This is a genomic window from Streptomyces sp. NPDC001532, from assembly GCF_040298625.1.
GTDB lineage: Bacteria > Actinomycetota > Actinomycetes > Streptomycetales > Streptomycetaceae > Streptomyces.
Genome location: NZ_JBEPAL010000058.1, coordinates 1 through 21792 on the forward strand (window position 1 = coordinate 1; position 21792 = coordinate 21792).

Annotated in this window: 18 protein-coding genes and 3 pseudogenes; 12 read left to right on the forward strand and 9 right to left on the reverse strand. The window is 71.0% G+C overall.

Features of this window, described 5'->3' with window-relative positions; all coding sequences use genetic code 11:
• Positions 1–83, reverse strand: a pseudogene (locus tag ABT232_RS34645) (transketolase C-terminal domain-containing protein); the annotation flags it as partial.
• A 40-nt stretch (positions 84–123) separates the two neighbouring features.
• Between ABT232_RS34645 and ABT232_RS34650 the strand changes: the two are divergent.
• The 9 genes and pseudogenes from ABT232_RS34650 to ABT232_RS34690 all read left to right on the forward strand — a co-directional run.
• A pseudogene (locus ABT232_RS34650) lies at positions 124–1236 on the forward strand (molybdopterin-dependent oxidoreductase); the annotation flags it as partial.
• Between the two features lie 147 nt (positions 1237–1383).
• A complete protein-coding gene (locus ABT232_RS34655) occupies positions 1384–2058 on the forward strand; it encodes a fasciclin domain-containing protein (RefSeq protein WP_351847834.1) in 675 nt (224 codons plus the stop codon).
• A 328-nt stretch (positions 2059–2386) separates the two neighbouring features.
• Positions 2387–2971, forward strand: coding sequence for a sigma-70 family RNA polymerase sigma factor (locus tag ABT232_RS34660; RefSeq protein ID WP_351847745.1), 585 nt, complete (start codon positions 2387–2389; stop codon positions 2969–2971).
• Complete coding sequence (locus ABT232_RS34665) at positions 2968–3723, forward strand: anti-sigma factor (RefSeq protein ID WP_351847747.1); 756 nt, start codon at positions 2968–2970, stop codon at positions 3721–3723. The genes ABT232_RS34660 and ABT232_RS34665 overlap by 4 nt, the downstream gene beginning before the upstream one ends.
• A 300-nt stretch (positions 3724–4023) precedes the next feature.
• Positions 4024–4494: a MarR family winged helix-turn-helix transcriptional regulator gene (locus ABT232_RS34670; RefSeq protein ID WP_351847749.1), complete on the forward strand. Its 471-nt coding sequence runs from the start codon at positions 4024–4026 to the stop codon at positions 4492–4494.
• 314 nt (positions 4495–4808) lie between these two features.
• A complete protein-coding gene (locus ABT232_RS34675; protein ID WP_351847751.1) occupies positions 4809–6032 on the forward strand; it encodes a hypothetical protein in 1224 nt (407 codons plus the stop codon).
• Positions 6029–7963 (forward strand): VMAP-C domain-containing protein, encoded by a 1935-nt coding sequence (locus ABT232_RS34680; RefSeq protein ID WP_351847753.1) that lies wholly within the window; start codon positions 6029–6031, stop codon positions 7961–7963. Before ABT232_RS34675 ends, ABT232_RS34680 begins: the two co-directional genes overlap by 4 nt.
• Positions 7960–9033 carry an AAA family ATPase gene (locus ABT232_RS34685; protein ID WP_351847755.1) on the forward strand — a complete coding sequence of 358 codons (1074 nt, stop codon included), beginning with the start codon at positions 7960–7962 and terminating at the stop codon, positions 9031–9033. The genes ABT232_RS34680 and ABT232_RS34685 overlap by 4 nt, the downstream gene beginning before the upstream one ends.
• The gene (locus ABT232_RS34690) at positions 9030–13019 is read left to right on the forward strand and encodes an SAV_2336 N-terminal domain-related protein (protein ID WP_351847757.1); all 3990 of its coding nucleotides are present in this window, start codon (positions 9030–9032) and stop codon (positions 13017–13019) included. Before ABT232_RS34685 ends, ABT232_RS34690 begins: the two co-directional genes overlap by 4 nt.
• A gap of 220 nt (positions 13020–13239) precedes the next feature.
• Here the strand turns inward: ABT232_RS34690 and ABT232_RS34695 are convergent, their stop codons facing one another.
• The 8 genes from ABT232_RS34695 to ABT232_RS34730 all read right to left on the reverse strand — a co-directional run bounded on the left by ABT232_RS34695 (position 13240) and on the right by ABT232_RS34730 (position 19836).
• A complete protein-coding gene (locus ABT232_RS34695; RefSeq protein ID WP_351847760.1) occupies positions 13240–13677 on the reverse strand; it encodes a DUF6892 domain-containing protein in 438 nt (145 codons plus the stop codon).
• A 58-nt stretch (positions 13678–13735) separates the two neighbouring features.
• Positions 13736–14398 (reverse strand): hypothetical protein, encoded by a 663-nt coding sequence (locus tag ABT232_RS34700; protein ID WP_351847762.1) that lies wholly within the window; start codon positions 14396–14398, stop codon positions 13736–13738.
• A gap of 800 nt (positions 14399–15198) precedes the next feature.
• A complete protein-coding gene (locus tag ABT232_RS34705; protein ID WP_351847765.1) occupies positions 15199–15588 on the reverse strand; it encodes an SRPBCC family protein in 390 nt (129 codons plus the stop codon).
• A 64-nt stretch (positions 15589–15652) separates the two neighbouring features.
• Positions 15653–15916, reverse strand: a complete 264-nt coding sequence (locus ABT232_RS34710; protein WP_351847768.1) for an HU family DNA-binding protein — start codon at positions 15914–15916, stop codon at positions 15653–15655.
• A 420-nt stretch (positions 15917–16336) separates the two neighbouring features.
• A complete protein-coding gene (locus tag ABT232_RS34715) occupies positions 16337–16741 on the reverse strand; it encodes a type II toxin-antitoxin system PemK/MazF family toxin (protein ID WP_351847771.1) in 405 nt (134 codons plus the stop codon).
• Positions 16742–17144: 403 nt separating this feature from the next.
• Entirely contained in the window at positions 17145–17609 is a 465-nt protein-coding gene (locus tag ABT232_RS34720) for an NUDIX domain-containing protein (RefSeq protein WP_351847773.1), read from the reverse strand.
• Positions 17610–17654: 45 nt separating this feature from the next.
• Positions 17655–18134, reverse strand: coding sequence for a GNAT family N-acetyltransferase (locus ABT232_RS34725; protein ID WP_351847775.1), 480 nt, complete (start codon positions 18132–18134; stop codon positions 17655–17657).
• A gap of 445 nt (positions 18135–18579) precedes the next feature.
• Positions 18580–19836, reverse strand: a complete 1257-nt coding sequence (locus ABT232_RS34730; RefSeq protein ID WP_351847777.1) for a poly(ethylene terephthalate) hydrolase family protein — start codon at positions 19834–19836, stop codon at positions 18580–18582.
• A gap of 432 nt (positions 19837–20268) precedes the next feature.
• Between ABT232_RS34730 and ABT232_RS34735 the strand changes: the two genes are divergently transcribed.
• From ABT232_RS34735 to arr, 3 genes and pseudogenes are all read left to right on the forward strand, one after another.
• The gene (locus ABT232_RS34735; protein WP_351847779.1) at positions 20269–20556 is read left to right on the forward strand and encodes a hypothetical protein; all 288 of its coding nucleotides are present in this window, start codon (positions 20269–20271) and stop codon (positions 20554–20556) included.
• Between the two features lie 138 nt (positions 20557–20694).
• Positions 20695–20856: pseudogene (locus tag ABT232_RS34740) on the forward strand (IS5/IS1182 family transposase); the annotation flags it as partial.
• A gap of 255 nt (positions 20857–21111) precedes the next feature.
• Positions 21112–21540 carry an NAD(+)--rifampin ADP-ribosyltransferase gene (arr, locus tag ABT232_RS34745; protein WP_351847781.1) on the forward strand — a complete coding sequence of 143 codons (429 nt, stop codon included), beginning with the start codon at positions 21112–21114 and terminating at the stop codon, positions 21538–21540.
• Positions 21541–21792: the final 252 nt, after the last annotated feature.

The following is a 21792-nucleotide window of genomic DNA, read 5'->3' on the forward strand; positions in this document are numbered from 1 at the left end:
CCGAAGAAGACCGGCGCCTCGTGGACGACGACCAGGCGGCGGGTCTTCTCGACCGAGGCCTGGATGGCGTCGAAGTCGAGCGGTCCCGCGCCAGCACCCTCGCCCGCGGCCGAGGAAGTGGGATCCGGTCTGCCTGCGGGCCAAGGATGGGACCGGCGGGGATTCGTGCTGGCGGCCGCATCCGCCGCAACGGCCTCTGCCGGGGTGGGCGCGGTCGGCCGGTCGCTGAACGCCGCCCGCGGCCAGGGCGCCATCACCTCGCGTGAGAACGTCGTGCTGCCCAGTCCGGGTTCGCCGGCGCGAGCGATGCCCAGGGGAGCGGGGCTGCGGGTTCCCGGCATCAGCCCGTTCGTCACCCCGAACGACCACTTCTACCGGGTGGACACCGCGCTGGTGGTGCCCAAGGTGGACGCCACGGCCTGGCGGCTGCGTATCCACGGCAAGGGAGTACGCCGCCCGGTCACCTACTCCTTCGACGACCTGTTGCGCAGGGAGTTGATCGAGCGGGACATCACCCTGACCTGTGTCTCCAATGAGGTCGGCGGCCCGTACATGGGCAACGCCCGCTGGATTGGAGTGCGGCTGGCCGACCTCCTGGCCGAGTGCGGCGTGAAGCCTCCGTCCCGGGGCGGCCCGGCGGATCAGTTGGTGTCCCGGTCGGTGGACGGTATGACGATCGGCAGCCCGGTCGAGGACGTCATGGACGGCCGGGACGCGATGCTCGCGCTCGGCATGAACGGTGAGCCGCTGCCCTTCGAGCACGGATTCCCGGTGCGGATGGTCGTGCCGGGCCTGTACGGATTCGTCTCGGCCTGCAAGTGGATCGAGGACATCGAGCTCTCGACCTTCGCCTCCTACGACCCGTACTGGGTCGAGCGCGGCTGGGCCCGCAAGGCCCCGATCAAGACCGGTTCCCGTATCGACACTCCCAGGCCTTTCGCCCGGCCCAGAGCCGGCACGGTGATGGTCGCCGGGGTCGCCTGGGCTCAGCACCGGGGCATCGACAAGGTCGAGGTACGCATCGACGACGAGCCCTGGCAGGAAGCCCACCTGGCTGCCGAGGACAGCCGCGACACCTGGCGTCAGTGGTCGATTCCCTGGCGGGCCGTCAAGGGCAGCCACACCCTCACCGTCCGCGCCACCGACCGGACCGGCGCGCCGCAGACCGGCAGACGGACCCCCACGATCCCCGACGGCGCCGCCGGATGGCACTCCGTCGTCGTGACCGTCGAGTGATCACCCCGTACCCACCTGCACCCACCCGTACCCACCGCGCCTACGCCACCTGCCGCCCCCAGTGGACCCCAGGGCCCTTCCGAACCACCTTTCCGCAATTCCCGGAACGCAGCCGCTTCGTGCTGCACGTCGCAACAGGAGAACATGATGAACACCCGCATCCGTCGTTCCGCCGGCCTTCTCGCCGCCGCCACCGTGCTACCGCTGGCCCTGACCGCCTGCTCCAACGGCAGCAGTGACTCGGGCAAGTCCGAGTCATCGAACAAGGCGTCCGCTCCGGCGACCAGGAGCAGCGACGACATGGGCGGCTCGAGCAGCAACTCGACCAGCGGCGCGAGCGGCATGGACCAGCCGTTCGGTCCGGCCTGTTCCTCCGTGCCGAAGAACGGCGCCGGCTCCTTCAACGGCATGGCCAAGGACCCGGTCGCCACCGCGGCCTCGAACAACCCCGCTCTGTCCACGCTCGTGTCGGCGGTCAAGAAGGCGGGACTGGTCGACACCCTCAACAACGCCGAGAACATCACCGTGTTCGCGCCCACCAACGACGCCTTCGGCAAGATTCCGAAGGCCACCCTGGACAAGGTCCTGAACGACAAGGCCCAGCTGACCAAGATCCTCACCTACCACGTCGTCGGCAAGAAGCTCACCCCCCAGGACCTTCGGAACGGCTCCTTCGACACGCTGGAGCAGTCCAAGGTCATGACCTCCGGCTCGGGCGAGTCCTACACGGTCAACGACTCCGCCAAGGTCGTCTGCGGCAACGTCAGGACCGCCAACGCCAACGTCTACATCATCGACACCGTCCTCATGCCCAGCAGTTGACACCTGTGAGAGCCGACGACGCGCGCTCCGCCCGGTCGTCTTGACGGGAGCGGCCCGGGCGGCGCGCGTCGTCTTCCGCGTGGGGAGACAACACGGCTCCGCCTCCTCGCCCACCCCGGCATGCTCGCGGTGAGACGATCACCGGTGTGGCGGACCGTCACGGGAGGACCGACATGGGCGGACCATCACAGGCGGGCCGGCACAGGCGGACTGTCACGGGCGGCTTGGCAACGTACGTCGACCGGGCGTGAATGCGACCAATCCGTAGCCCGCGTGGCCCCGGATTACACGGGGCTGTCCGCCCCGCCGCGCCTATGGGAGAGCCATTGTGAAGGAACCTGTGTTCATCGGCAGCAAGCCAACTGCCGCCCCTGATCTGCAACAGCTGGTCCACGAGGTGGCGCTGGGTGATCAGGATGCTTTCGCCGCGGTCTACGACGCCGTGGCCGGTTCCGTCCTCGGGGTCGTGCGGGCGGTCCTGCGTGATCAGGCGCAGTCGGAGGAGGTGGCGCAGGACGTGCTGGTGGAGGTGTGGCGCACCGCCCCGCGCTACCGGCCCGAGCGCGGCACGGCCATCAACTGGATCCTCACCCTCGCCCACCGGCGGGCGGTGGACCGGGTCCGGTCGGTGGAGGCGGCAGCGGCCCGTGACACCAAGGCCGCTCTGCTCGACCACCAGCCCGCATACGACGAGGTGACCGAAGAGGTCGAGAACCGGCTGGAGCGGGAGCAGGTACGGCGCTGCCTCCGCACCCTGACCGAACTGCAGCGCCAGTCGGTCACTCTCGCCTACTACCGCGGCCTGACCTACCGGGAGGTCGCCGAAGCGCTGGCGCTGCCGCTGGGCACGGTCAAGACCCGCCTGCGTGACGGACTCATTCGGCTCCGCGACTGCCTGGGGGTGACCGCATGAACACGACCGATCTGCACGCTCTCACAGGCGCCTACGCGGTGCACGCACTGCACGGCGAGGAACATGCCGCCTTCGAGCGTCACCTGGACGAGTGCACCGCCTGTGAACAGGAGGTCGCCGAGTTCACGGCCACGGCCGGACGCCTGGCCCTGGCCTCCACGGTGCGCACCCGCCCCGTCATGCGGGAGCAGGTACTGCAGCGCATCACCACCGTGCGCCAGGTGACGCCCGGCGCCGCTCCCCTGGAGCGAGTACGCCGTGGTGTGCGGCGCGGACGGGGCCTGGCACGGTGGGCGCTGGCCGCCAGTGCGGCTGCCGCGGCCGCGTTCGGTGGCACCGCCGTATGGCAGTACGAACGTGCGCAGGATGCTCAGTACAGGGCAGCCCAGGCGGAACGCCAGGCTGAGGGCGTGGCGGGAGTGCTGGCCGCGCCCGACGCCAAGTCGCGTTCGGCGCGGGTGGCGGGCGGCGCGGGCACGCTGGTGGTTTCCGCCGACCGGGACAGGGCCGTGTTCGTGGCGTCCAGGATGGCCGCACCGCCGCGGGGCAAGGTGTATCAACTGTGGTTCTCCGACTCCGGCGGCGGGAAGATGCGCTCGGCCGGAGTGATGGACCCCGACCGCAGCAGCCAGACCGTGCTCATGCAAGGCGCGGTCGACGGCGCCTCGGGCATCGGCATCACGGTGGAGCCGTCCGGCGGGTCGAAGCAGCCGACCTCGGCACCGATCGCCCTGCTCGGCGTGCCGACGTGAGGATGCGCGTGGGGAGCGATGCCGTCGGCGGACTCCCCACGCGGCTGTCGGTGTTGGCGCGGTGGTCAGGGGAGGGGAGGGGAGGGGAGAGAGAAGGGCACACTCACGGTGAACCCGTCCGGCCCTCCACCGAATCCCGTCGAAGACGTCGAAGACGTCGAAGACCTGGCGCCGGTTGATCAGATCAGGTGCTTGACCTCAATGTCACTTGGGGTTCTACGGTCCGTATGACCCGCACTGGCGTGCAGTCGACGTGCAGGCTCCGCACCCGACCGATGTACGAGGAGGGACCCGACCCCCATGACGACGACCCAGCAGATCTCCGACGCCGAACTCGCCGGGCAGCCCGCCGCCTACTGGACGGGTGTCACCTACGAGGCACTCATCACGTACACCCGGGCCCGGCAGGCCGAAAAGGGCTACACCCAGCCCCAGTTCTGGCTGCTGCGCAACCTGTCGGTGAACGACATCTCGCCCGACGGAGAGGGGATGACCCTGACAGAGTTGCGGGCGGCCATGACCTCCTACATTCGGCCCGAGGACGACCTGTCGGCAGAGGCCGAGGTGCTCGTGGAGCGCGGCTGGCTGACTCGGGACGGCGAGGACCGGCTGTGGCTCACCGAGGCGGGGGAACAGGCCCGCGTCGACCTCGCGCGCAACGCACCCGAGATCCGCGCCGCCCTCCACGACGGGATCGACGACGCAGACTACGTCACCACGGTGAAGGTGCTCCGGCAACTGATCCGCAACGCTGGCGGAACGGCCGCCTGACCGGCCGAGGGGCCGACGGGGCGGTGCCCCCGCCCTTGTGGTCCGTGACAGCGGGAGGGGGGTGGTGCCTGCCCCTTGTGGTCCGCGATGGAGGGAGCCGACGGACCGCATACGTGGCGCGCGGCGCGGCACGGATGGATGGTGAACCCGTGAACCGGTGAGCCGGTGAGCCGCTGAGAGGTAAGCCCTTGAGCCGCGCGGCGGTCGGCGGAGGTCCGAGACGCCCGCCCGCGTGAGGCGCGCCGATCGCCTGCCCCGCGCAGGCGGACGCACTATTCTCCTAAGCCACGGCCACACGGGTGATGGGGGACACCATGCGGTTCATCTTCGTTCACGGGACCGGCGTGCGGCGCCCTCGCTTCGACGAGCTGTTCCAGCGCGTGGAGGAGCGGCTGCTCAAGCGGTTACCCGGCGCGGAGGTCGAACCGTGCTACTGGGGTGACGAGTTCGGCACGGCACTGGCCGCGGGCGGCGCGTCCGTCCCGGGGATGGTCCCGCGGGCGGCACCGACCCTCGGCGGGCCGGCGCGCGAGGCGGACGACGATCCCGAGACGGCGGAGTGGCTGCTGCTGCTCACCGACCCGTTCTGCGAACTCAGGGTGCTCGCGGAAATCGCCGGCTCCGCGGGCGACCAGGGCACGCTGGGAGTGCGGGCCCCCGGCGAGGAGGTGGCCGACCGCCTGGACGGCCTGCCCCGCATCCTCGACGCCTTCGGCGAACTCGCCGTCCTGCTGCGCGGGGCCGATCTGCTCGATGGATACGCGCGCGCCCTCGACACGGTCGCGGACTCCGAAGAGTTCCGCAAGGCCTGCGCGACCGCCCAGGACACCGCGACCGCCGCCGACCTCGCCGACCACACCAGTCGCGCCGTCATGGCCGTACTGCTCGCCGACGCCAGGGACACCGCGCTGTGCACCGGGGACGAGCGGGACCGGATCGTCGACCTCCTGAGCGGCCGGCTGGGCGGCACCGGCCGCGGTGTCGTGACCCGCACCGCCGGCGTCCTGCTGCGTCTGGCGCAGCGGCTGACCACCCAGCCCGTACTCGACCGCTGGCGGGGCGAGTTCACCTCGGACAAGGCCTCCGAGGCCGGGGACGTCCTGCGCTACCAGGCGCGCGGCGGCCCGCTGCGCGACCACCTGGAGCAGGTGATCGCCCGCGGTCCCGAGCCGCCCGTCCTGATCGGGCACAGCCTCGGCGGAATCGCTCTGGTGGACACCCTCGCCCTGGCCGCCGCACGTCGGACACCGCTGCCCGTACGGCTCCTGGTCACCGTCGGGTCCCAAGCGCCGTTCCTGCACGAACTCGGCGCCCTGGCGGGCCTGGAACCCGGGGCCGGCCTGCCGCCCGGCTTCCCCGACTGGCTCAACGTCTACGACCGGCGGGACCTCCTCGCCTACCTCGCCGAGCCCGTCTTCCCCGACGACCGCCGCGTCACGGACCACGAGGTGCGCAGCCGCCAGCCCTTCCCCGTCTCGCACAGTGCCTACTGGAAGCTCGACACGGTCTTCGACCGCATCTGCGAGGCGCTGCGGTGAGCGGCCCGACCGCCGTGCCCCAGGAACCGATCGCCGCCGAGCGCACCTACGCACTCGTCGTGGGCATCGAGTCCTACCACCTCGGACCCCGCCTGCCCGCCCTGTCCGGGGCCGCCCGGGACGCCCTGCGCGTCGCCGAGTGGCTCACCGGCACCGCCGGCGTCCCGAAGGACAACGTACGGCTGCTGCTGTCGCCGCTGGAACGCAACCGGACCGGCGCGGACGTCGAGCCCGCCACCCGCGAGAACGTCGAGGACGCGCTGTTCCGTGACCTCCCCGGGTGTGACGGGGACCTGCTGTGGATCTACTGGTCCGGGCACGGCTTCCTCGACCCGACCGGCCAACTGCTGCTGCCTTATGCCGATGCCACGACCGGCCAGGCCCGGCATCTGAACCTGACCTCGGCCCTGCGATGGTGGCAGTCGGACCGGGTGGGCGGCCGACGCTTCCGTCGTCTCGTCGCGATCGGCGACTCCTGCCGCATCGACCTCGGACGGGCCAAGGAGCTGGGATTCGGCAGCACCGACCACGGGGCCGGGCTGCGCGTCCCCGAGCGCCGCCAGTTCGTCCTGTACGCCGCCCGCCCGGGCGAGAGCGCGAAGAACCGGGCGGACCTGGGAGCCGGCCAGTTCACCGACACCCTGCTCCGGCACCTGGAAGTCCGGCCGCTGGAGCAGGCCACCCGCGACCTGGTCGGGATCGCCAGAGCCGTGCAGGCGGACTTCGCGGCCATGGGGGCGGACGGCACGGCCTGGCAGGAGCCGCAGTTCGAGATCGGCACCGACTGGACCGGATCGTCCCTCTTCGGTGACCACTGGTCGGACGACGTCCCGGCCCGGACGGCGACCGGCGCCCCCGTCCTCGACCAGGACGCCTGGACGGAACTCGGGCCGATCCTGACCGGCTGCCGACTGCCCGCGGACACCCACGAGGCGTACCGCTGGGCCTTCGACGTGGCGGGCTGCACCCCTCCCGCCGAACACCGGCTGCCGTCGCGGCACCTGACGGAGATCGTGCGCGATCTCGACAGCCGCCAGGGGACGAGCCGCGCGGTCCCGCTCGCCCTGCCGTTCGTACGGCACCTCGCGTCCCGCTCCCGCGACGCCGACTGGGCCGCACGCGCCCACGCCTGGGTGAACCGAACCGGCGCACGGCTGGGCGCGGCGGCCGTCCCCGACCCTCCCGCCCGGGCCGCCGAGCCGCCCGCCCTGCACATCCGGCTCACCCCTGACGGAGCGGACACCTACTGGACACAGCTGTGGCTCTTCCGCGACCGCTTCGAGAACGTGGCCGACGCCGAGAACCCCATGCGGCTGACGGACGTACAGGCGCTGCTGTGCGACCACCTGATGACGCACCGGTCCTCCCCGCTCGGCCGGATCGAGTTCCACGTCCCCTACCACCTGCTGGACGAGCCGTTCGAGACGTGGGAGGTGCCCTACGGGCGCAGGCGCAGACCCACACCCCTCGGTTCCCTCTACGAGGTCGTGCTCCGCTGCCCCGAGGAGCGCACGGACCTCGCCGAGGCGCCGTGGCACACCAAGTGGGAATGGTTCGAGACCCACGGCGGCCTGCACCCGCAGGCCGTGCACGACGTGAGGGACGACGACGTGTCGGCGGAACTGGCCCACACACTGCGGCTGGACGAGCCGCCCGTCTGCGTACTCGCCGAGGTGGCGCAGCCGCTGCTGGGGGACGCACTGGACGCCGTCCTCGACGGCGGAATACCCATCGCCGTCTGGCGGCGCCCCGCCCCACACGATCCGGCGCCCCCGTCCATCCGGGCAGCGCTCAAGGCGCAGCCGCCGGCCGGACTCGACGTGACGACGCTGCCCGCCGCGCTCAGGAGGGCCCGTGTCGAACGCCACCCACTCGCCCTGCTCTGGGACCACCCAGGGCGGATTCCCGAAAGGCAGACGCTGTCCTCATGAGTGCCACCCCCCTCTTCACGGCCAAGGACTGGTGGATCTACCGGGGCGAGGGCACTGCCACGGAGAAGCGCGCCAGACTGGCCGAACACCGCCCGCCGTGGCGGGCGTTCGAGGGCGAGCCCGATCCCGGCTATGCCCCGCCCGGGACATCCGGCCCCGCCTGGGCGGAGACCCACAAGCGCGGCTCCGGATACGTGCCCGACGAGGCCGAGGTGAACGCCGTCAACACAGCGCTCCACCTGCGCCGGCCGCTGCTCGTCACCGGCAAGCCGGGCGTGGGCAAGTCGACCCTGGCGCACAGCATCGCCGCCGACCTGGAACTCGGACCGGTGCTGCACTGGCCGGTCACGTCCCGCAGTTCGCTGCGGGACGGGCTCTACCATTACGACGCGATCGGGCGGCTGCACGACGCGAACCTGCGGCACCTGGAGGGGACGGGCCGGGGACGCGCACGCTCCCCGCTGCGCGCGAGGAGCGGCTCCATCGCGCCGTACCTGCGGCTCGGCCCGCTCGGCACCGCGCTGCTGCCGCAGGAGCGGCCCCGGGTGCTGCTCGTCGACGAGATCGACAAGAGCGACATCGACCTCCCGGGCGACCTGCTCACCGTGTTCGAGGAGGGCTCCTTCGAGATCCCCGAGCTGGCCCGGATCGCGGCACGGCAGCCCGTGGTCGGCGTGGGCACTCAGGACGACCCGGAGTTGCGGGTCGGCATCGAGCGCGGGCGCGTCCAGTGCCGTGCCTTCCCCGTCGTCGTCCTGACCAGCAACGGTGAACGCGACTTCCCGCCGCCGTTCCTGCGCCGCTGCATCCGGCTGCACGTCGAGCCGCCCGGCCGGGAGAAGCTGACGCAGATCGTCCGGCAGCGGCTGGGGCTCGACGAGACGAGCGGCGACGACCAGTACCGCGACATCGTGGAGGCCTTCATCGCCCGCCGAACCGAGGGCGACCTGGCGACCGACCAGCTCCTCAACGCGGTGCAGCTCCGGCTCAGCGGCGCCTGGTCCGGCACGGCGGAGCGCACCGACTTCCTGGACACCGTGCTGCAACGGCTGACAGGCCCTCTGGCGTGATCGAGGAGCTGCTGCGCGCCCTGGAGGAGTCCGGCGCGAACGCCGGCCCCGAGGAACTGGCGGACATCCTCTGGCTGGCCGCCCGCGTCGGCGGCACCGGAGCGCCCGCCCCGCACGCCCCGCCGGACGCCGGCGACGGCCCCGCCGATCCCCTGCCGGAGGACCTGGTCACGGATCCGCAGGACACCCACTCCGCTCCGGCCGAGGAGTTCTACACCGCCGCCGAGGTCACCGACACACCCGGCCCGGCGCACGGCGGCGTCGCGCTCGTGCGCCTCCGCCGCGCCGCGTCCCTGCGCGACCCGCTGGCCGTGATGAGGGCCCTGCGGCCACTGGCCCGCGCCACCAGGGGAATGCGGGACGACCCGGGCGAACTCGACGAGGAACTCACCGTCCGCCGGACCGTGGAGCAGCACCTGCCGACCCCGGTGCTGCGCCCACGCAAGGGCCGCTGGCTGGACCTCGCGCTCGTCGTGGACACCCACCACTCGATGCTCCTGTGGCACGACCTGGTGGGCGAACTGCGCCGGGTGTTCGTCCAGACGGGCATCTTCCGCGACGTACGCACCTGGTACCTCCGGGGAACGGGCGCCGCCCCGGAAGCGGACGAGCCGCTGTCCGTGGCCCGCACCCCGGACGGGGAGCCGCGCAGCGTCCAAGAGGTCTCCGACCCGGCCGGCCACCGCCTGGTCCTGGTCGTCACGGACACCGTGGCAACCGGCTGGGGCGCGCCCACGCTCGCGGAAACCCTGCGCCAGTGGTCCGGCCACGGCCCGGTGGCCCTGCTCAACGTCCTGCCGCGCCGGCTGTGGACCCGGGGCGCGGCCCGCCCGACGCCTCTGCTGGTCCGGACGGTCGGCCCCGCCGCGCCGAACGCGTCCTGGAGCACGGGCCCGGCCGTACGCAGCCGCCGGCGCCCGGCAGCCGCCTCCGGCAGCATCGCCGTCCCGGTGGTGGAGGCCGACGCCGCCTCCGTCTCCGTCCTCGCGCGGCTGGTCGCGGGGAACGGGCAGTGGACGCGGGTGCCGTGCCTCACCGTCGCGCGTACGCCGGAGGCACAGCCGGCGCCCGCACCGCCCACCGACTCCACCGGGCCAGGGGTGGAGGCCGACGACATCCTGCGACGATTCCAGGCCGGTGCCTCCCCGGTCGCCCAACGGCTGGCCGGCTACCTGTCCGCCGTACCTCTCAACCTTCCCGTCATGAACCTGGTCCGCCAGATCATGCTCCCCGCGTCGGAGCACGGGCACCTGGCCGAAGTGGCCCTCGGCGGTCTCTTCACCTCCTGGGAGCAGGCCGCCCGCGAGGGAGCGGCGGACCCCGACAACGTGCCGTTCACCTTCCGCCCCGGGGTGCGCGAAGCACTGCTCGGCGGACAACGCCGGGACGCCATCACCAGCGTCCAGGAACTCGTACGGCGCGAGATGGGCAACGGCGTCACCGAGGGCGGCGCCGGAGTCGGCGGCGACTTCCTCGCGGGGCGCTCCGCGGCGGACGGCGAGGGCGAGCGGTGGCTGGTCCCGGAGGCGTCGCCGTTTGCGGCGAGGGCGGGTGCGGGGGAGCCGGAGGCGGCGGGTCCCTGGTGGCCGGTCGGGGATCTCGTGACGGACGACGTGTTGCCCTACGCAGAGCAACGCGACGCGGACGACCATCTGCGGGAACTGATGGAGGGGGCCGAGAGAGGGGGCAGCTCCTTCGTGCTGGTCGTGGGCGAAGCCGGTGCGGGCAAGACGACGGCTCTCAGGCGCGCGATGTCCAGGCTGCCGGACGAGTGGACGGTGTGGACGCCCAGTGACGTCGACGAGTTGGGCCGGTGGGCGGCTCGGGTACCTCCTCGCACGGTGGTGCTGCTGAGCGACATGGCGGCGTTCGCACCCGCAGCCGCTCTGTTGCGTGACATGACAGAGAACCCGCGCATGCGTCCCGTCGTCGTACTGGCCGAGATCCGTCCCCGCGATCTGGACCAACTCCTGGTCGAGGACTCCTACTTCAGACTCCTGCTCGACCGCATCACCGTGGTGCATTGGTACCCCACCCCCCTGTCCCAAGCGGCGCTGCGACGCTTCCACGAGGCACCGCCGCTGGCCAGGAGCATGCTCCGGGCGGCGTTGGACGTCCGGCGCCTGGGCCACGGCCCGGACCTGCCCCTTGAATTGTTCGCGGAGGCGTCATCCCACTACCGCCGCGACGACGAGCGCAACGACGGGCCGTACGAGACGGTGCGATCGGCACTCGCCTACGCGTGCGGCCCCGTGGAGTCCGCGCAGCCCCTCATGACCCGTGTACCGGGCAAACGGGAACGCTACCGGCTCAGCGACCTGTTCGAGTGGGCCGACCGGCAGGAGTCGCCGCGCATCGATCCGCCCGAGGCCCTGTGGTCCGTCCTGGCCCGCCAGGCCGACCGGCGCTCGCTGCGGCACATGGCCCGGTCCGCACGGGAACAGGGATGGGACGAGGCAGCCCGGTATCTGGAGAACGTCGTCTCCCTCCAGCAACCCTCGCCCGACACCGAAGTCATCCGGCAGCTCATCGAGGACGCACAGCACCGCCTGGTGGCCGTCTGGCACGGAACGACCATGATGAGCTCGGGAGTCCTGCTCTCGGACCGCGGGCAGGTGGTGACGTCCGCTCTGTCGTACGTGCAGACACGAGCACGCCCGGGTGAACCCCTGCGCGTACAGGTGGAGCCGTGGCGGGGCGGCGCGGACGTGCCCGCGGGCCGGCCCGATGTCCTGCGCGAGGATCTGCTCCTGCTCTCCGTCGAGGTGGCCGAGTGGCGGCGCATGCTGCCGCGGGTGGCGCCCCTGCCGTCCGCTGCCGTTCCGGACACCGGTGAGCGGCTCCTCGTCGTCGGTCTCGCAGGCGACGGCAGGAGCCTTTGCGTGCTCCAGTGCGAGGTGACGTCCTCCCGCACCTCCGACTACCTGCTGACGCCGACCGTCGCTGCGCCCTGGCCGGTGCGAGGGGCGGCAGTGGTCGATCTGCGGGGACGTGTGATCGGAGTGGTGGCGTCGCAGTCCCAGGAGAGACAGGTCCTTCTCGCCAAGCCGATCCCTTCCTCCGCGCACAGGCGCACACCCGTATCCGGAAGACCGACGCACCCCGCCCTGCTCGACCCCAGGCGCTCACGCGCCGTCTTCCTGTCGGGGGGTGCCGAGCGGTCGGCGCTCGAGCTCGCGGATGTCTTGGCGCCGAGCGCCGGAAGCAGCCTCCTCGACACCGATAACCTGTTGTTCTCGGACGGGCGCAGTCTCCAGGGCCTCGAATCGGTTTTTCACGACTGGGTACGGCAGGCCGAGCACACGCTGCTTGTGCACTACACGGGCCACGTCCACGCCGCGGACGACGACGCCTTCCTCACCCTTCGCGGAGGCGGAGACGACAGCCGGCCCGCGCCTGTCCTCTCCGCCAAAAGGCTCCGAGCCGTGCTGAACGAGAGTCCCGCCCGGTACAAACTCCTCGTCTTCGACTGCGACGTCGAGGACGCGCAGCTGCTCTGGCACTGGCTCGTACCGGGTAGCGAGGAGCCGCGGGGTGAGTGGGCGCTGCTGACGACGCGCCGGAAAGCGGGCTCGAAGGCACATGACTTCACGCACGAGCTGGCCGCCGTGCTCCGCTCTGGTGTCGTGGACGGCCCCGAGTTCCTGAGCCTGACGGACATCCGCGCCGCGATGCAGCGCAGCGGACGCGCCGGGAGCGTGACGCTGACCCGGCACGACCGCTCTTCGCCGGGCCTGCTCCTGCCCAATCCGGCTGCCCAGCCGAGCCCCCACCCGTACCAGGAAGGCACCGTCAAGTGGTTCAACGCCGAGAAGGGTTTCGGCTTCATCGCCACGGAGGACGGTCCGGACGTCTTCGTCCACTACAGCGCGATCGAGATGGAGGGCTTCCGCACCCTGGAAGAAGGCCAGCGAGTGCGGTTCCGGCTCAGGCAGGCAGCGAAAGGACTCCAGGCCGCGGACGTCCACGCCGTCGACGCCCGGTGAACTGGCAGCAACGGTGTACGACGCTCCGGGGCCGGGCCGGGCCGGGCCGGGCCGGGGTCGGGGACGTCGACGGAGGCGGTGATCTCCGGTGTGCCCCGCCGCGGCACCGATCGCGGCCGGTGCTCAAGCAATCGGACCCGGCCTCACTCGGCACGGTGCCCGACACGCAGGACGCTCAGACAACGCCGTGACACCCGGCCGCCCATCCGCGTGCCATGTCCTAGAAGCGCGCCACGATGCCCTTGGCGGCCAGGACCTCCAGAGCGCCGGGAATCATGTGCTCCAGCGCACGGCCGCCGGTGAAGAGCCGGAGGTTCGGCAGCAGGTCCAGGTCGTCGAGGGAGCGTACGTCGAAGAGGTCGTCCTCACCGTCCCAGACCGGCGCGCACTCCATGAAGACCTGGTGCCCGCCGTCGAAGGTCAACTCGTCCACGGTGGCGAGCAACTCCGCCGGTATCTCCAACTCCTCGAAGTACGTCCGAGGTTCGTCCAGGACGGTGTACTCCAGCTCGTTCTTCTCGACGTAGTCATCCAGATCGTCGATGCCACGAGCCCGCATGTGCTCCCTCAGGTCGAACGCGGGAGTGAGCGTGTTGTCCCAGTACATGAGCTTCTCGACGACCAGGAGCTTGAAGTTGAAGTCACGGAATGCGGTCATGGCACACGTATATCAACCCGCACTGACAGCGCTGCCGTCGAGAACGGACCCGCCCTCGTCAGCCGCGTCGACGCCGGCTTCCGGGCAGCAGGCCGGCGCGCCGGGCCGCCTCGTCCTCCGCGCCCGAGCCACGGCGCCTGCCCGGTGAGGAACGGACCACGTAACGGAACGGCAGGCCGCCCGGTACGGCGACGATCCCTCCGAACCGGGTGTCGCCGGCGAACCAGACCCGGTCGGCCGGGTGCGGCCCTTGCGTCTGCGGGCCGCGCGGTCCGTCCCAGCCGTCCCACGGAACGGGGAACGAGCAGTGGCTCTGCCCGTCGGGCTGCAGCAGCACCACTCGACCGTCCGTCCCCCATCTCCGGCCGCCCACCCGCTCACCCTCGGCGGCGACCACCCGGACGTCCTGCGTCCGGACCGGCCAGACCTGCCAGCCGTAGGTACTCAGCACCAGCCGCTCACGGCGGCGCGCCCGGCGCCACAGCAGGGCCAGGCCGGCCGTGACGGCGATGACGGGAGCCATGCAGACCACGGTGACCAACCCTGCCGAGGAGCCGGGGCCGGCCGCCGCGAGGACGGCAGCCGTCACCGCCACCTCTGCGGCCAAGGCGAACAGGCCCCACCGTCGGCCGCGCTCACGGCGCCGCAGGACCTCCTCGACACCTGGAGTGTCGATGGCGGCTCCGGGCAGCACCTCGTAGCCGTACTCCATCGCGATCATGGTGTGCTCCCGTCTCGTGGCGCCGCCCGTGAGCGGTATGCACGACGCCGGCCCCTGGCGGGCGAGCTCGCGTGGGACATCCTGCCCTCGCCGGTGGTTGCGGTGACAGATGCGGTGCCAGATCCGTGGCTGACGTATTCTCACGGCGCTCGTCGCGTCGCCGACGTTGGGGGTCCGCCACCGTCGGTGACCGCGTCCGACGCGTTGCGCGAGACGTCCTCGGAATGTGTACGTCCAGCTGCCTTCCGAAGACGGTGATCTGTACGCCGACACGTGCGGCACACACCCGTCGAGCGGCGTGGCACGATCAGCGTGAACGCCGGGCCCGAGTCGGCCGCAAAGGGCAAGTCACTCAGGGGCAGCTCCGGACAACCGGCCGGTGGCTGCACGCCTTGCCGGCCGCCGAGGTGGGCAGCGTAGTTCCGGACCGCCTCACCGTCCCGCTGCCCGGCCGACAGCCCGGGACCGTACGCACCGCGGCCACGGGCCGTGACCGGCGGTTCCATCGCACCGCGGCCACGGGCCGTGACCGGCGGTTCCATCGCGAAGGGCTGCCGCTGCGGGCGGCGGGTCGGCGGGTCGACGGGCAGTGCGAAGCCGCCGGACGGTGTGGCGACGGCTCCGACCGCTGAGCTGAGCCCCAGCTCCGTGACGACGGAACTCGCCGCGTGCAGCGTCTGTCGGCTGTGCCGGAGCGGTGAGCGGGACGGCAGGCTCGCACGTGGACCGTGGGACGGCCCGGACCGTCGGCTGTCCTGCCGCAGCGGTACGACCGCCCCATCCGAACACTTGGCGGTATGTCACGACAGCTTGACCAGCCGGCGTAGGGCGAGCTGGGCCAGCGGAGCGTAGGCGACCAGTACGGGGAGCGGGCCGTGCAGGGTGAGACTGGTGGAGCTGCCGCGCGGATGGGCCTGCACGGAGTGCTGAAGCCGCAGCCGCACGGGCCCCAGGCGTACTCGCCACGACCAGCTACGGCGGTCGTCGTCGACGCGCTCGATGACGAAGGCGATGCGCAGGCCGGCGATCGATTCGACCGAACCGGTGAGCGCGGGAGCGATACGGCGACGGTCGGCATGGACGGCCTTGATCTGCGGCGACCAGTCCGCCCACCGGTCGACCTGCACGTAGCGCTCCCAGACGGTGGCGGGTTCCGCCGGGCCGACAGCCTTCAAGGTCAAATGCCCCATGGCTCGCCCGCCGGGTCCTGCGGTCGGCCGGCGGCTCGGCAAGTGAGGTGGATGCGGCAGGTACTCATCCGACCTCGCCGTGCAGGTACTCCGTCAGGGCTTTCCCCGGCCGGAAGGCGGCTGTGCCGTCGTCGGCCCGGAAGCTGCCGAAACTGCCGAGTGTGACGGACTCCCGGGACTTCAGCGCCTCGGCGATCGTGCCCGGGTGCTCGACGGTGCCGAAGAGGGCATCGAGAACACGTTCGACGTCCTCGGTGCCGATCCGGTCTCCGCCGGTGGCCTGGGCAGCGCGATGGGCCGTGTTTTCGAGGAGCTGCGCCTTGTCCATGTGTGCGTCCGTCCGTCGTGTCGCGGTGATGGTGATGGTGATGGCGGTGGTGAGCCAGCCTTTCCACCATCACCGCGGACGACGCGAACCGCATCCGCATGACACCCGCGTCGGTGCTTCGGACGCGTCGGAACTGTCCACCCCGGTCGGCGTGGAGCCTTTCAGCTGCCGTGGTCGTAGGGCGGGCGAGGCCTGAGCCGCCCGACGAAAGCCCAAGCCAAGGGATTCGGTCCGCCGACCTCTGTTCGCGGCCCTGCGGAGCCGAGGGCAATTACGTCCACCGACCGTCACTGATGACCATGCCGGCGCTTTGTCCTCCAGCCGTAGATCGTGATCTCGATGATGAGGGGCGCCGAGGCGGCAGGCGGGCAGCGTCCATCATCTGGTCGAGACCGCCCACGCCGTCGGCTCCCTCTCCCTCTAACCGAGTTCACCGAGACGGAGGGCGTCCCGTATCTCGCTGAGCTTCGCGGTCGTCGCCGGGGTCTGCTCCTGCGCTTGTTCGGCGAGTCGGAGGGCATCGTCGATCTCGCTGAGTTTCGCCGAGGGCAGGACGGCCGCCCGTTCTATCAGGTCGTCCCGCGACACAGTGGTCAGCCACGTGCAAGGGGTGAAGCCTGGACGCGGGAACGCGAGCCGCAGCACGCCTTCGAACGGCACTCCTTCACCGGCGCCCACCGTCACTTCGATGCCCAGACCGCTCATGTCGACGCCCGCCGGAGCGACGACCTGCATCACCCGGATCCCGGACGCGTCGTCTCCCGACAGCAGTACGACCAACCTCCGCTCGTCGAACTGGACCCACCAGACTTCGCCACGTTGCACAAGTCCTCCAGACACAGGACGGCAGACAGACCCTGCGCGAGCCTGACGCGCTGTGGAGACGGGTGCGTCCACCGTTGATCATCGATGTGTGAAGACTGAAGATCACGCGGAGGCCGCGGGTCACAGCGTAAACCCTGCCCACTGGCATGAGGCGTTTGAGGGCCTGATGAGCGGTCAGGCGGGCGGTAGCCCTCGATGACCAGCAGGCGCCGGCCGTTGGGCAGGAGCGACTGCGCTCGAAGGAGCCGGTCGAGAACGCCTTGGCGGAGACGGGCGAACGAACCTGTCGAATCGGCCCTGCGGCCATCGACCAGCAGAGCCTGGCGTACGTCGACGAGCGGTTCGCCGCAGTCGACGACGGGAATGGCCGCCACGCGCGGTCGGACATCAGGACAACGGTCACCTATACCTCCCAGTCCCAGGAGCCCACGTACGCGGCCCGCCCGGTGCGGCGGGCCTCCATCACCGCCTCCAGCCGGGCGAAGTCCCGCTCGGGCATGAGTCGGCGCCACTCCGGCAGCGGCAACGCCCGGACCTCGGCGTGCTCGTCAGGATCAAGTCGGATGTCGTTGATCTGCTGGTCGGTGAGGCGCCCGCCGTCGAAGACGTAGCCGGCCGTGGCGTACGGCCACTGCGTCCCGGGCAGTCCGAAAACCGCCGCCAGCAGCTGTAGCGGTCCGGGCACCACGATGCCGGTCTCCTCCTCGCACTCGCGCACCGCTGTGTCCCATGGACGCTCATCGTTCTCCGTGGTCCCGCCCGGCCACTGCCAGGGGTGAACCTTCGCCGAGTACACGGAGCGCAGCTGGACCGGGCGATCACGGTCGTCGGTGAAGAACACAGCTCCGAACACGGTCGCCTTCGGCACCGTCTCGGCGTACACCTCGGGGGGGAAGCCAGGTCGGTCTCTGTGTCATGTGGTGCTCCCTCCAGCCGAGTGGGGGAACCGGGTCATGCGCATGAGCGCGGGGTCGTGCCGGAAGCCGAGCGCTTCGTACAGCGGGGCGGAACCCTCGCTGGCGTGCAGCTCGTAGAGGGTGGCGCCGTCCTGTTCCAAGTGCTTGAGCAGTGCGGCGAGGGCGACCTTGGCGTATCCGCGCCGCCGGTATGCGGGTTCGGTGGCGACGGCCTGGACGCGCGCGGCCAGGCCCTTGGGGTACGTGGGAGCGGGAAGCAGCGGTTGGAGGAAGGCGAGGGCGCAGCTGGCGAGTCCTCCGCTGGGGGCGTCGATGACGTATGCCCGGGCGTCGCCGCCGGGTTGCAGCCGGGCGGCGAGTTGGTCGCGGCATACGGCGAGCCAGGTTTCGTCCAGGGGTTCGGACAGGATGAGCTCGGATCGAAGGCGTGCGATCTCCAAGGCGTCGTCGGGGCGCGCCAGCCGAGGATCGATCACTGTGTGGCCCTTCTCGTCTTGAAGGCTGGGACGGCTCATGTGTCTCTTGGCGTCCGGTAGTAGCCGTCCTACGAGTGGGACGGCGACCCCAGGGTTCGGACGAGCAGTTCCTTCAGGTCGACTGTGCCCCGTTCACCGGCAGGAAGTAGCCGCTTCGCTGATTTCCCATGTCTCAGCGTCTCATTGCTGCCCGCAGCTCGCGAAGTCGTCGACCGCCGCCGCTCGGTGTCTTGTCGACAGGTGTTCCGCCCGGCGAGGCAGGCTTGGCCCCATCCTTGCCCGGCGAGCCCTCAACTGCCAGCGCTTTGCGCAGAGCCTCGATCGGCGGACGCCGGCTGCAGCGAGGCCTTACCACTCGCGCTGGGCACGCACGGGGACAGCGGGCGGGCGGGCGTGCGGGTCGGTTGAAGGGCACTGGCGGTGGCCGCCAGTGCCCTTCCGGTGCTCACCAGTTCTTGTACTGCGTCTCGCCGAGGCCGCAGAAGGTGCAGCCGGAGCGCAGGAAGTCCTGCGTCCGACGGAACTCCTCGTCGGCCAGATGCCACCGCAGCCAGGCGGTGATGATGTGCTGCCCGTTGCGCGTGGCGGCGATGTGGTCGGTGCCGTCGAGAATGCTGAACCACACCGGTACGTCGGTGTTGGCGTAGTCGCGCTCCACGTTGGAGGTCGCGAAGTCGTCGTCGCCGCCGATGTAGAGGGCGGGGTTGCGGAGGTTGTCCGGCCCGTTGCCGTCGAAGGAGCCGCCGGCCACGTGGATCGTGGTCTCCAGCCGCGGCTCGTCCGCCACGTCGAAGGTGCCGATCGAGCCGCGGGAGTGGCCGCCGAAGGCCACCTCGGTGGTGTCGATGTCCTGGTACAACGGACTGCTCGGGCTCGCGTTCTGGTCCTCGATCCAGTCCAGGGCGTCGACCATGTAGTCGCCGCTGCTGGAGGAGACCTCGCTGTAGACGACGAACCCGTGCGAGGCCCACTGGCGCAGCATGTCCTCGTAGGCGGCCGGGTCGGAACCCGCGCCCGGACCCCAGACGAGGACCGGGTGGTTCACGCCGTTCTGGCCGGCGTTCGCCGGGTACACCAGCCACCCGTCGTCGCCGGGGCCGGCGGTCGTGTCGATGGTCACCGCGTACGGCCCCGGCGCGGTCACATCGGTCACCGGGGGCAGCGTTCCGCCCGGCGGATCGGTCGGCCCGCCGCCCCCGCCGCCGGCCGCTTGGACGAGGACGTCGTCGACGGTCAGCGTCTCCAGCGCGCTGCTGGCGTCCAGCGAGAAGCGCAGCCGCACCGTGCGGCCGTCGACCGACGAGGGCAGCTGGAACGACACCGAGCCGGAGGCCGTGCGCGAGGACTCGAGCGTGGTGAACGCGCCGCCGTCGACGGAGTAGGCGACCGTGAACGCCTCACCGAGGTCGAGCCCGGACGCCGTCCGGGTGTACGACAGCGAGATGCCGCTGTAGCCGGTCAAGGCGATGGGCGCGGACGTGAGGGACGGATCGGTGACCAGTGAGCCGCTCAGCCGCGCCGCCCCCGCGGCGGCGCTGACAGACCCGGTGGACGTGAAAGTCCCCAGGCCCGCGGAGAAGTTCTCGCTGTACACCTGGGTGGCAGCGGAGGCAGGGCCTGGGAGTGTGCCGGTGACCCCGATGGCGATGAGGCCGGCGGTTGCCGCGCCGAGGAGGCGCAGGCGACTGGAGGGAGATGGCATGGCTGATCCCTTCTGACCGCGCCGGCAGCCCGCAGTGGCAGCCCGCAGCGGCGGCGCGTCGTAGTGCCGGGAGCACGGGTACGTCCCGTGCCACCGGCGCCGGAGATCGTGCGGGTGTCGAACCATGCCGATTCAAGCGGGGCCGCCGGCAACGCGTATCGGTGAAATCACCGGTGCCGACCCCACGCGGCCGCAGCGCTGGTCACGTCCGTCGCGGTGGGAGAACGCCCGGAGGCGGTCGGGGGCGTGAGGACTGACCTCTGTGGTCCCGGCTCGTCCCGGTGTGCCTGGGGACGCGGTGACAGCCGTGAGACGACCGAGCCGGCACTCACCAAGCCTCCGCGCCTGTAACGCTCCAGGGCGCGTATCGAGTCGTGATCAAACTGCGAGCTTCACCCGCCGCCTGCGCGACTCGCGTGAGAGCATCCGTCCATGCGCAGCGACCTGGAAGTGAGTGCTCTGGCGATCAACGTCACGATCCCGCAGGCGCTCCGCTGGACGGACACCCGACGTGGTGAAGAGTTCCAACTGACCACACTCAACATTCGGCTTCTCCCGGACGGTCACCTTGCCGTAAAGGCCTATGGCCGACCAGTCGGCGGTGGGCGGGGCGCATATGTCTCGTTCCCGGTCCCCGACGAACCAGAACTGGCGGCTCTGGTTGTCGACGCGGCCGGCCGAGCCGGGACGTTGTGGGCCGCCCACCGCGGTCTCGGCTGAGCCTGGTTCGGGTCGGGGGCGGACAGTGGCAGTTCCGGACTCCGCTTTCGCGGGGGTCTGGTCCGGTAGATCCTCTTGCGTGACGCAAGTGCAACTGACGCAGAGGGAATGGCAGTTCGTCGGGCCCTACCTGCCGATCGGCGAGTGATCCCGGAGAAGAAGGACCAGGCCGCCAACCGGAAGCAGAAGGGTTCCGGGGGTGGTCGACCTGTCAGCCACGACGCCACCCTCTACAAGGAGAGGAACACCGTCGAGCGCCTGATCAACAAACTCGGGGCTTGGCGAGGCATCACCACCAGGCGGGGGAGGCATTCGCGGGACCGCCCGGCTTCTTGCTGTGTCACCGCGAAGCAGTGCACGACCTGCCGTGGAGGTTCTTGACGCGTCAGTCACTGGCCAAGGGTTCGAACGTGATGTATGGATCGCCGCCGTGACGAAGCCGGTTCCCGTCCCCTGGCAGGGACTGCGGCCGTCGTCCGAGGCACCGTACGCGCTGTGTTTGGGGCAGGATCCATGAAGCGTCCGTCTGCCACCCGAGACCCCAAGGAGCCGCCCATGTCCGACGCCCCCGTTCCCTTCCAGGTGTACGAGGCCGGAACCTACCTGCACGGCACGAAGGCGGACCTGGTGCCCGGTGATGTCCTGACGCCCGGCTACGCCTCCAACTACGAGGAGGGCCGCACCTCCCGTCATGTCTACGTCTCCGAGACCCTGGACGCCGCCGCCTGGGGCGCGGAACTCGCGGCCGGTGACGGGCCGGGGCGGATCTACGTGGTGGAGCCGACCGGCGAACTGGAGGACGACCCGAACGTCACCGACAAGAAGTTCCCGGGCAACCCGACCCGCTCGTACCGCACCCGAGAGCCCGTCCGCGTCGTGTCGGAGCTGAAGGACTGGGTCGGGCACACCCCCGAGCAGATCGAGGCCATGGTGACCGGCCTGGCCGAACTCCGCCGCCGCGGCATCGCCACGATCCTGGACTAGCGGTCAGCCGGGCTCGCCGGCGTCAGAGGGTCTTTGCCGGTCCGCGGGGCAGGCGACGGGGGTGGCCCTTTCGGGTGTGGTGACGAACTCATACCGAGCCGAGCCCTCGACGACCCGGTCGGCATCGGTGCCGCGCCCCACCTGCTCGCCTGACGCGGTACTTACGGCAGCGACGGCTGACACCGCGCTGTGACTTGGCGACCCTGTCGCCCTACGGTCTGCTCCGGCAGGCCCTGGGCCACGACGGCACAT

What these genes read in the sequence shown, in the direction of transcription:
- ABT232_RS34700 (WP_351847762.1), bottom strand. Translation starts at nt 14,398, where the DNA reads ATGATCGCGATGGAGTACGGCTACGAGGTGCTGCCCGGAGCCGCCATC.
- ABT232_RS34705 (WP_351847765.1), bottom strand. Translation starts at nt 15,588, where the DNA reads ATGGGGCATTTGACCTTGAAGGCTGTCGGCCCGGCGGAACCCGCCACC.
- ABT232_RS34665 (WP_351847747.1), top strand. Translation starts at nt 2,968, where the DNA reads ATGAACACGACCGATCTGCACGCTCTCACAGGCGCCTACGCGGTGCAC.
- ABT232_RS34670 (WP_351847749.1), top strand. Translation starts at nt 4,024, where the DNA reads ATGACGACGACCCAGCAGATCTCCGACGCCGAACTCGCCGGGCAGCCC.
- ABT232_RS34695 (WP_351847760.1), bottom strand. Translation starts at nt 13,677, where the DNA reads ATGACCGCATTCCGTGACTTCAACTTCAAGCTCCTGGTCGTCGAGAAG.
- ABT232_RS34685 (WP_351847755.1), top strand. Translation starts at nt 7,960, where the DNA reads ATGAGTGCCACCCCCCTCTTCACGGCCAAGGACTGGTGGATCTACCGG.
- ABT232_RS34675 (WP_351847751.1), top strand. Translation starts at nt 4,809, where the DNA reads ATGCGGTTCATCTTCGTTCACGGGACCGGCGTGCGGCGCCCTCGCTTC.
- ABT232_RS34710 (WP_351847768.1), bottom strand. Translation starts at nt 15,916, where the DNA reads ATGGACAAGGCGCAGCTCCTCGAAAACACGGCCCATCGCGCTGCCCAG.
- ABT232_RS34655 (WP_351847834.1), top strand. Translation starts at nt 1,384, where the DNA reads ATGAACACCCGCATCCGTCGTTCCGCCGGCCTTCTCGCCGCCGCCACC.
- ABT232_RS34730 (WP_351847777.1), bottom strand. Translation starts at nt 19,836, where the DNA reads ATGCCATCTCCCTCCAGTCGCCTGCGCCTCCTCGGCGCGGCAACCGCC.
- ABT232_RS34735 (WP_351847779.1), top strand. Translation starts at nt 20,269, where the DNA reads ATGCGCAGCGACCTGGAAGTGAGTGCTCTGGCGATCAACGTCACGATC.
- arr (WP_351847781.1), top strand. Translation starts at nt 21,112, where the DNA reads ATGTCCGACGCCCCCGTTCCCTTCCAGGTGTACGAGGCCGGAACCTAC.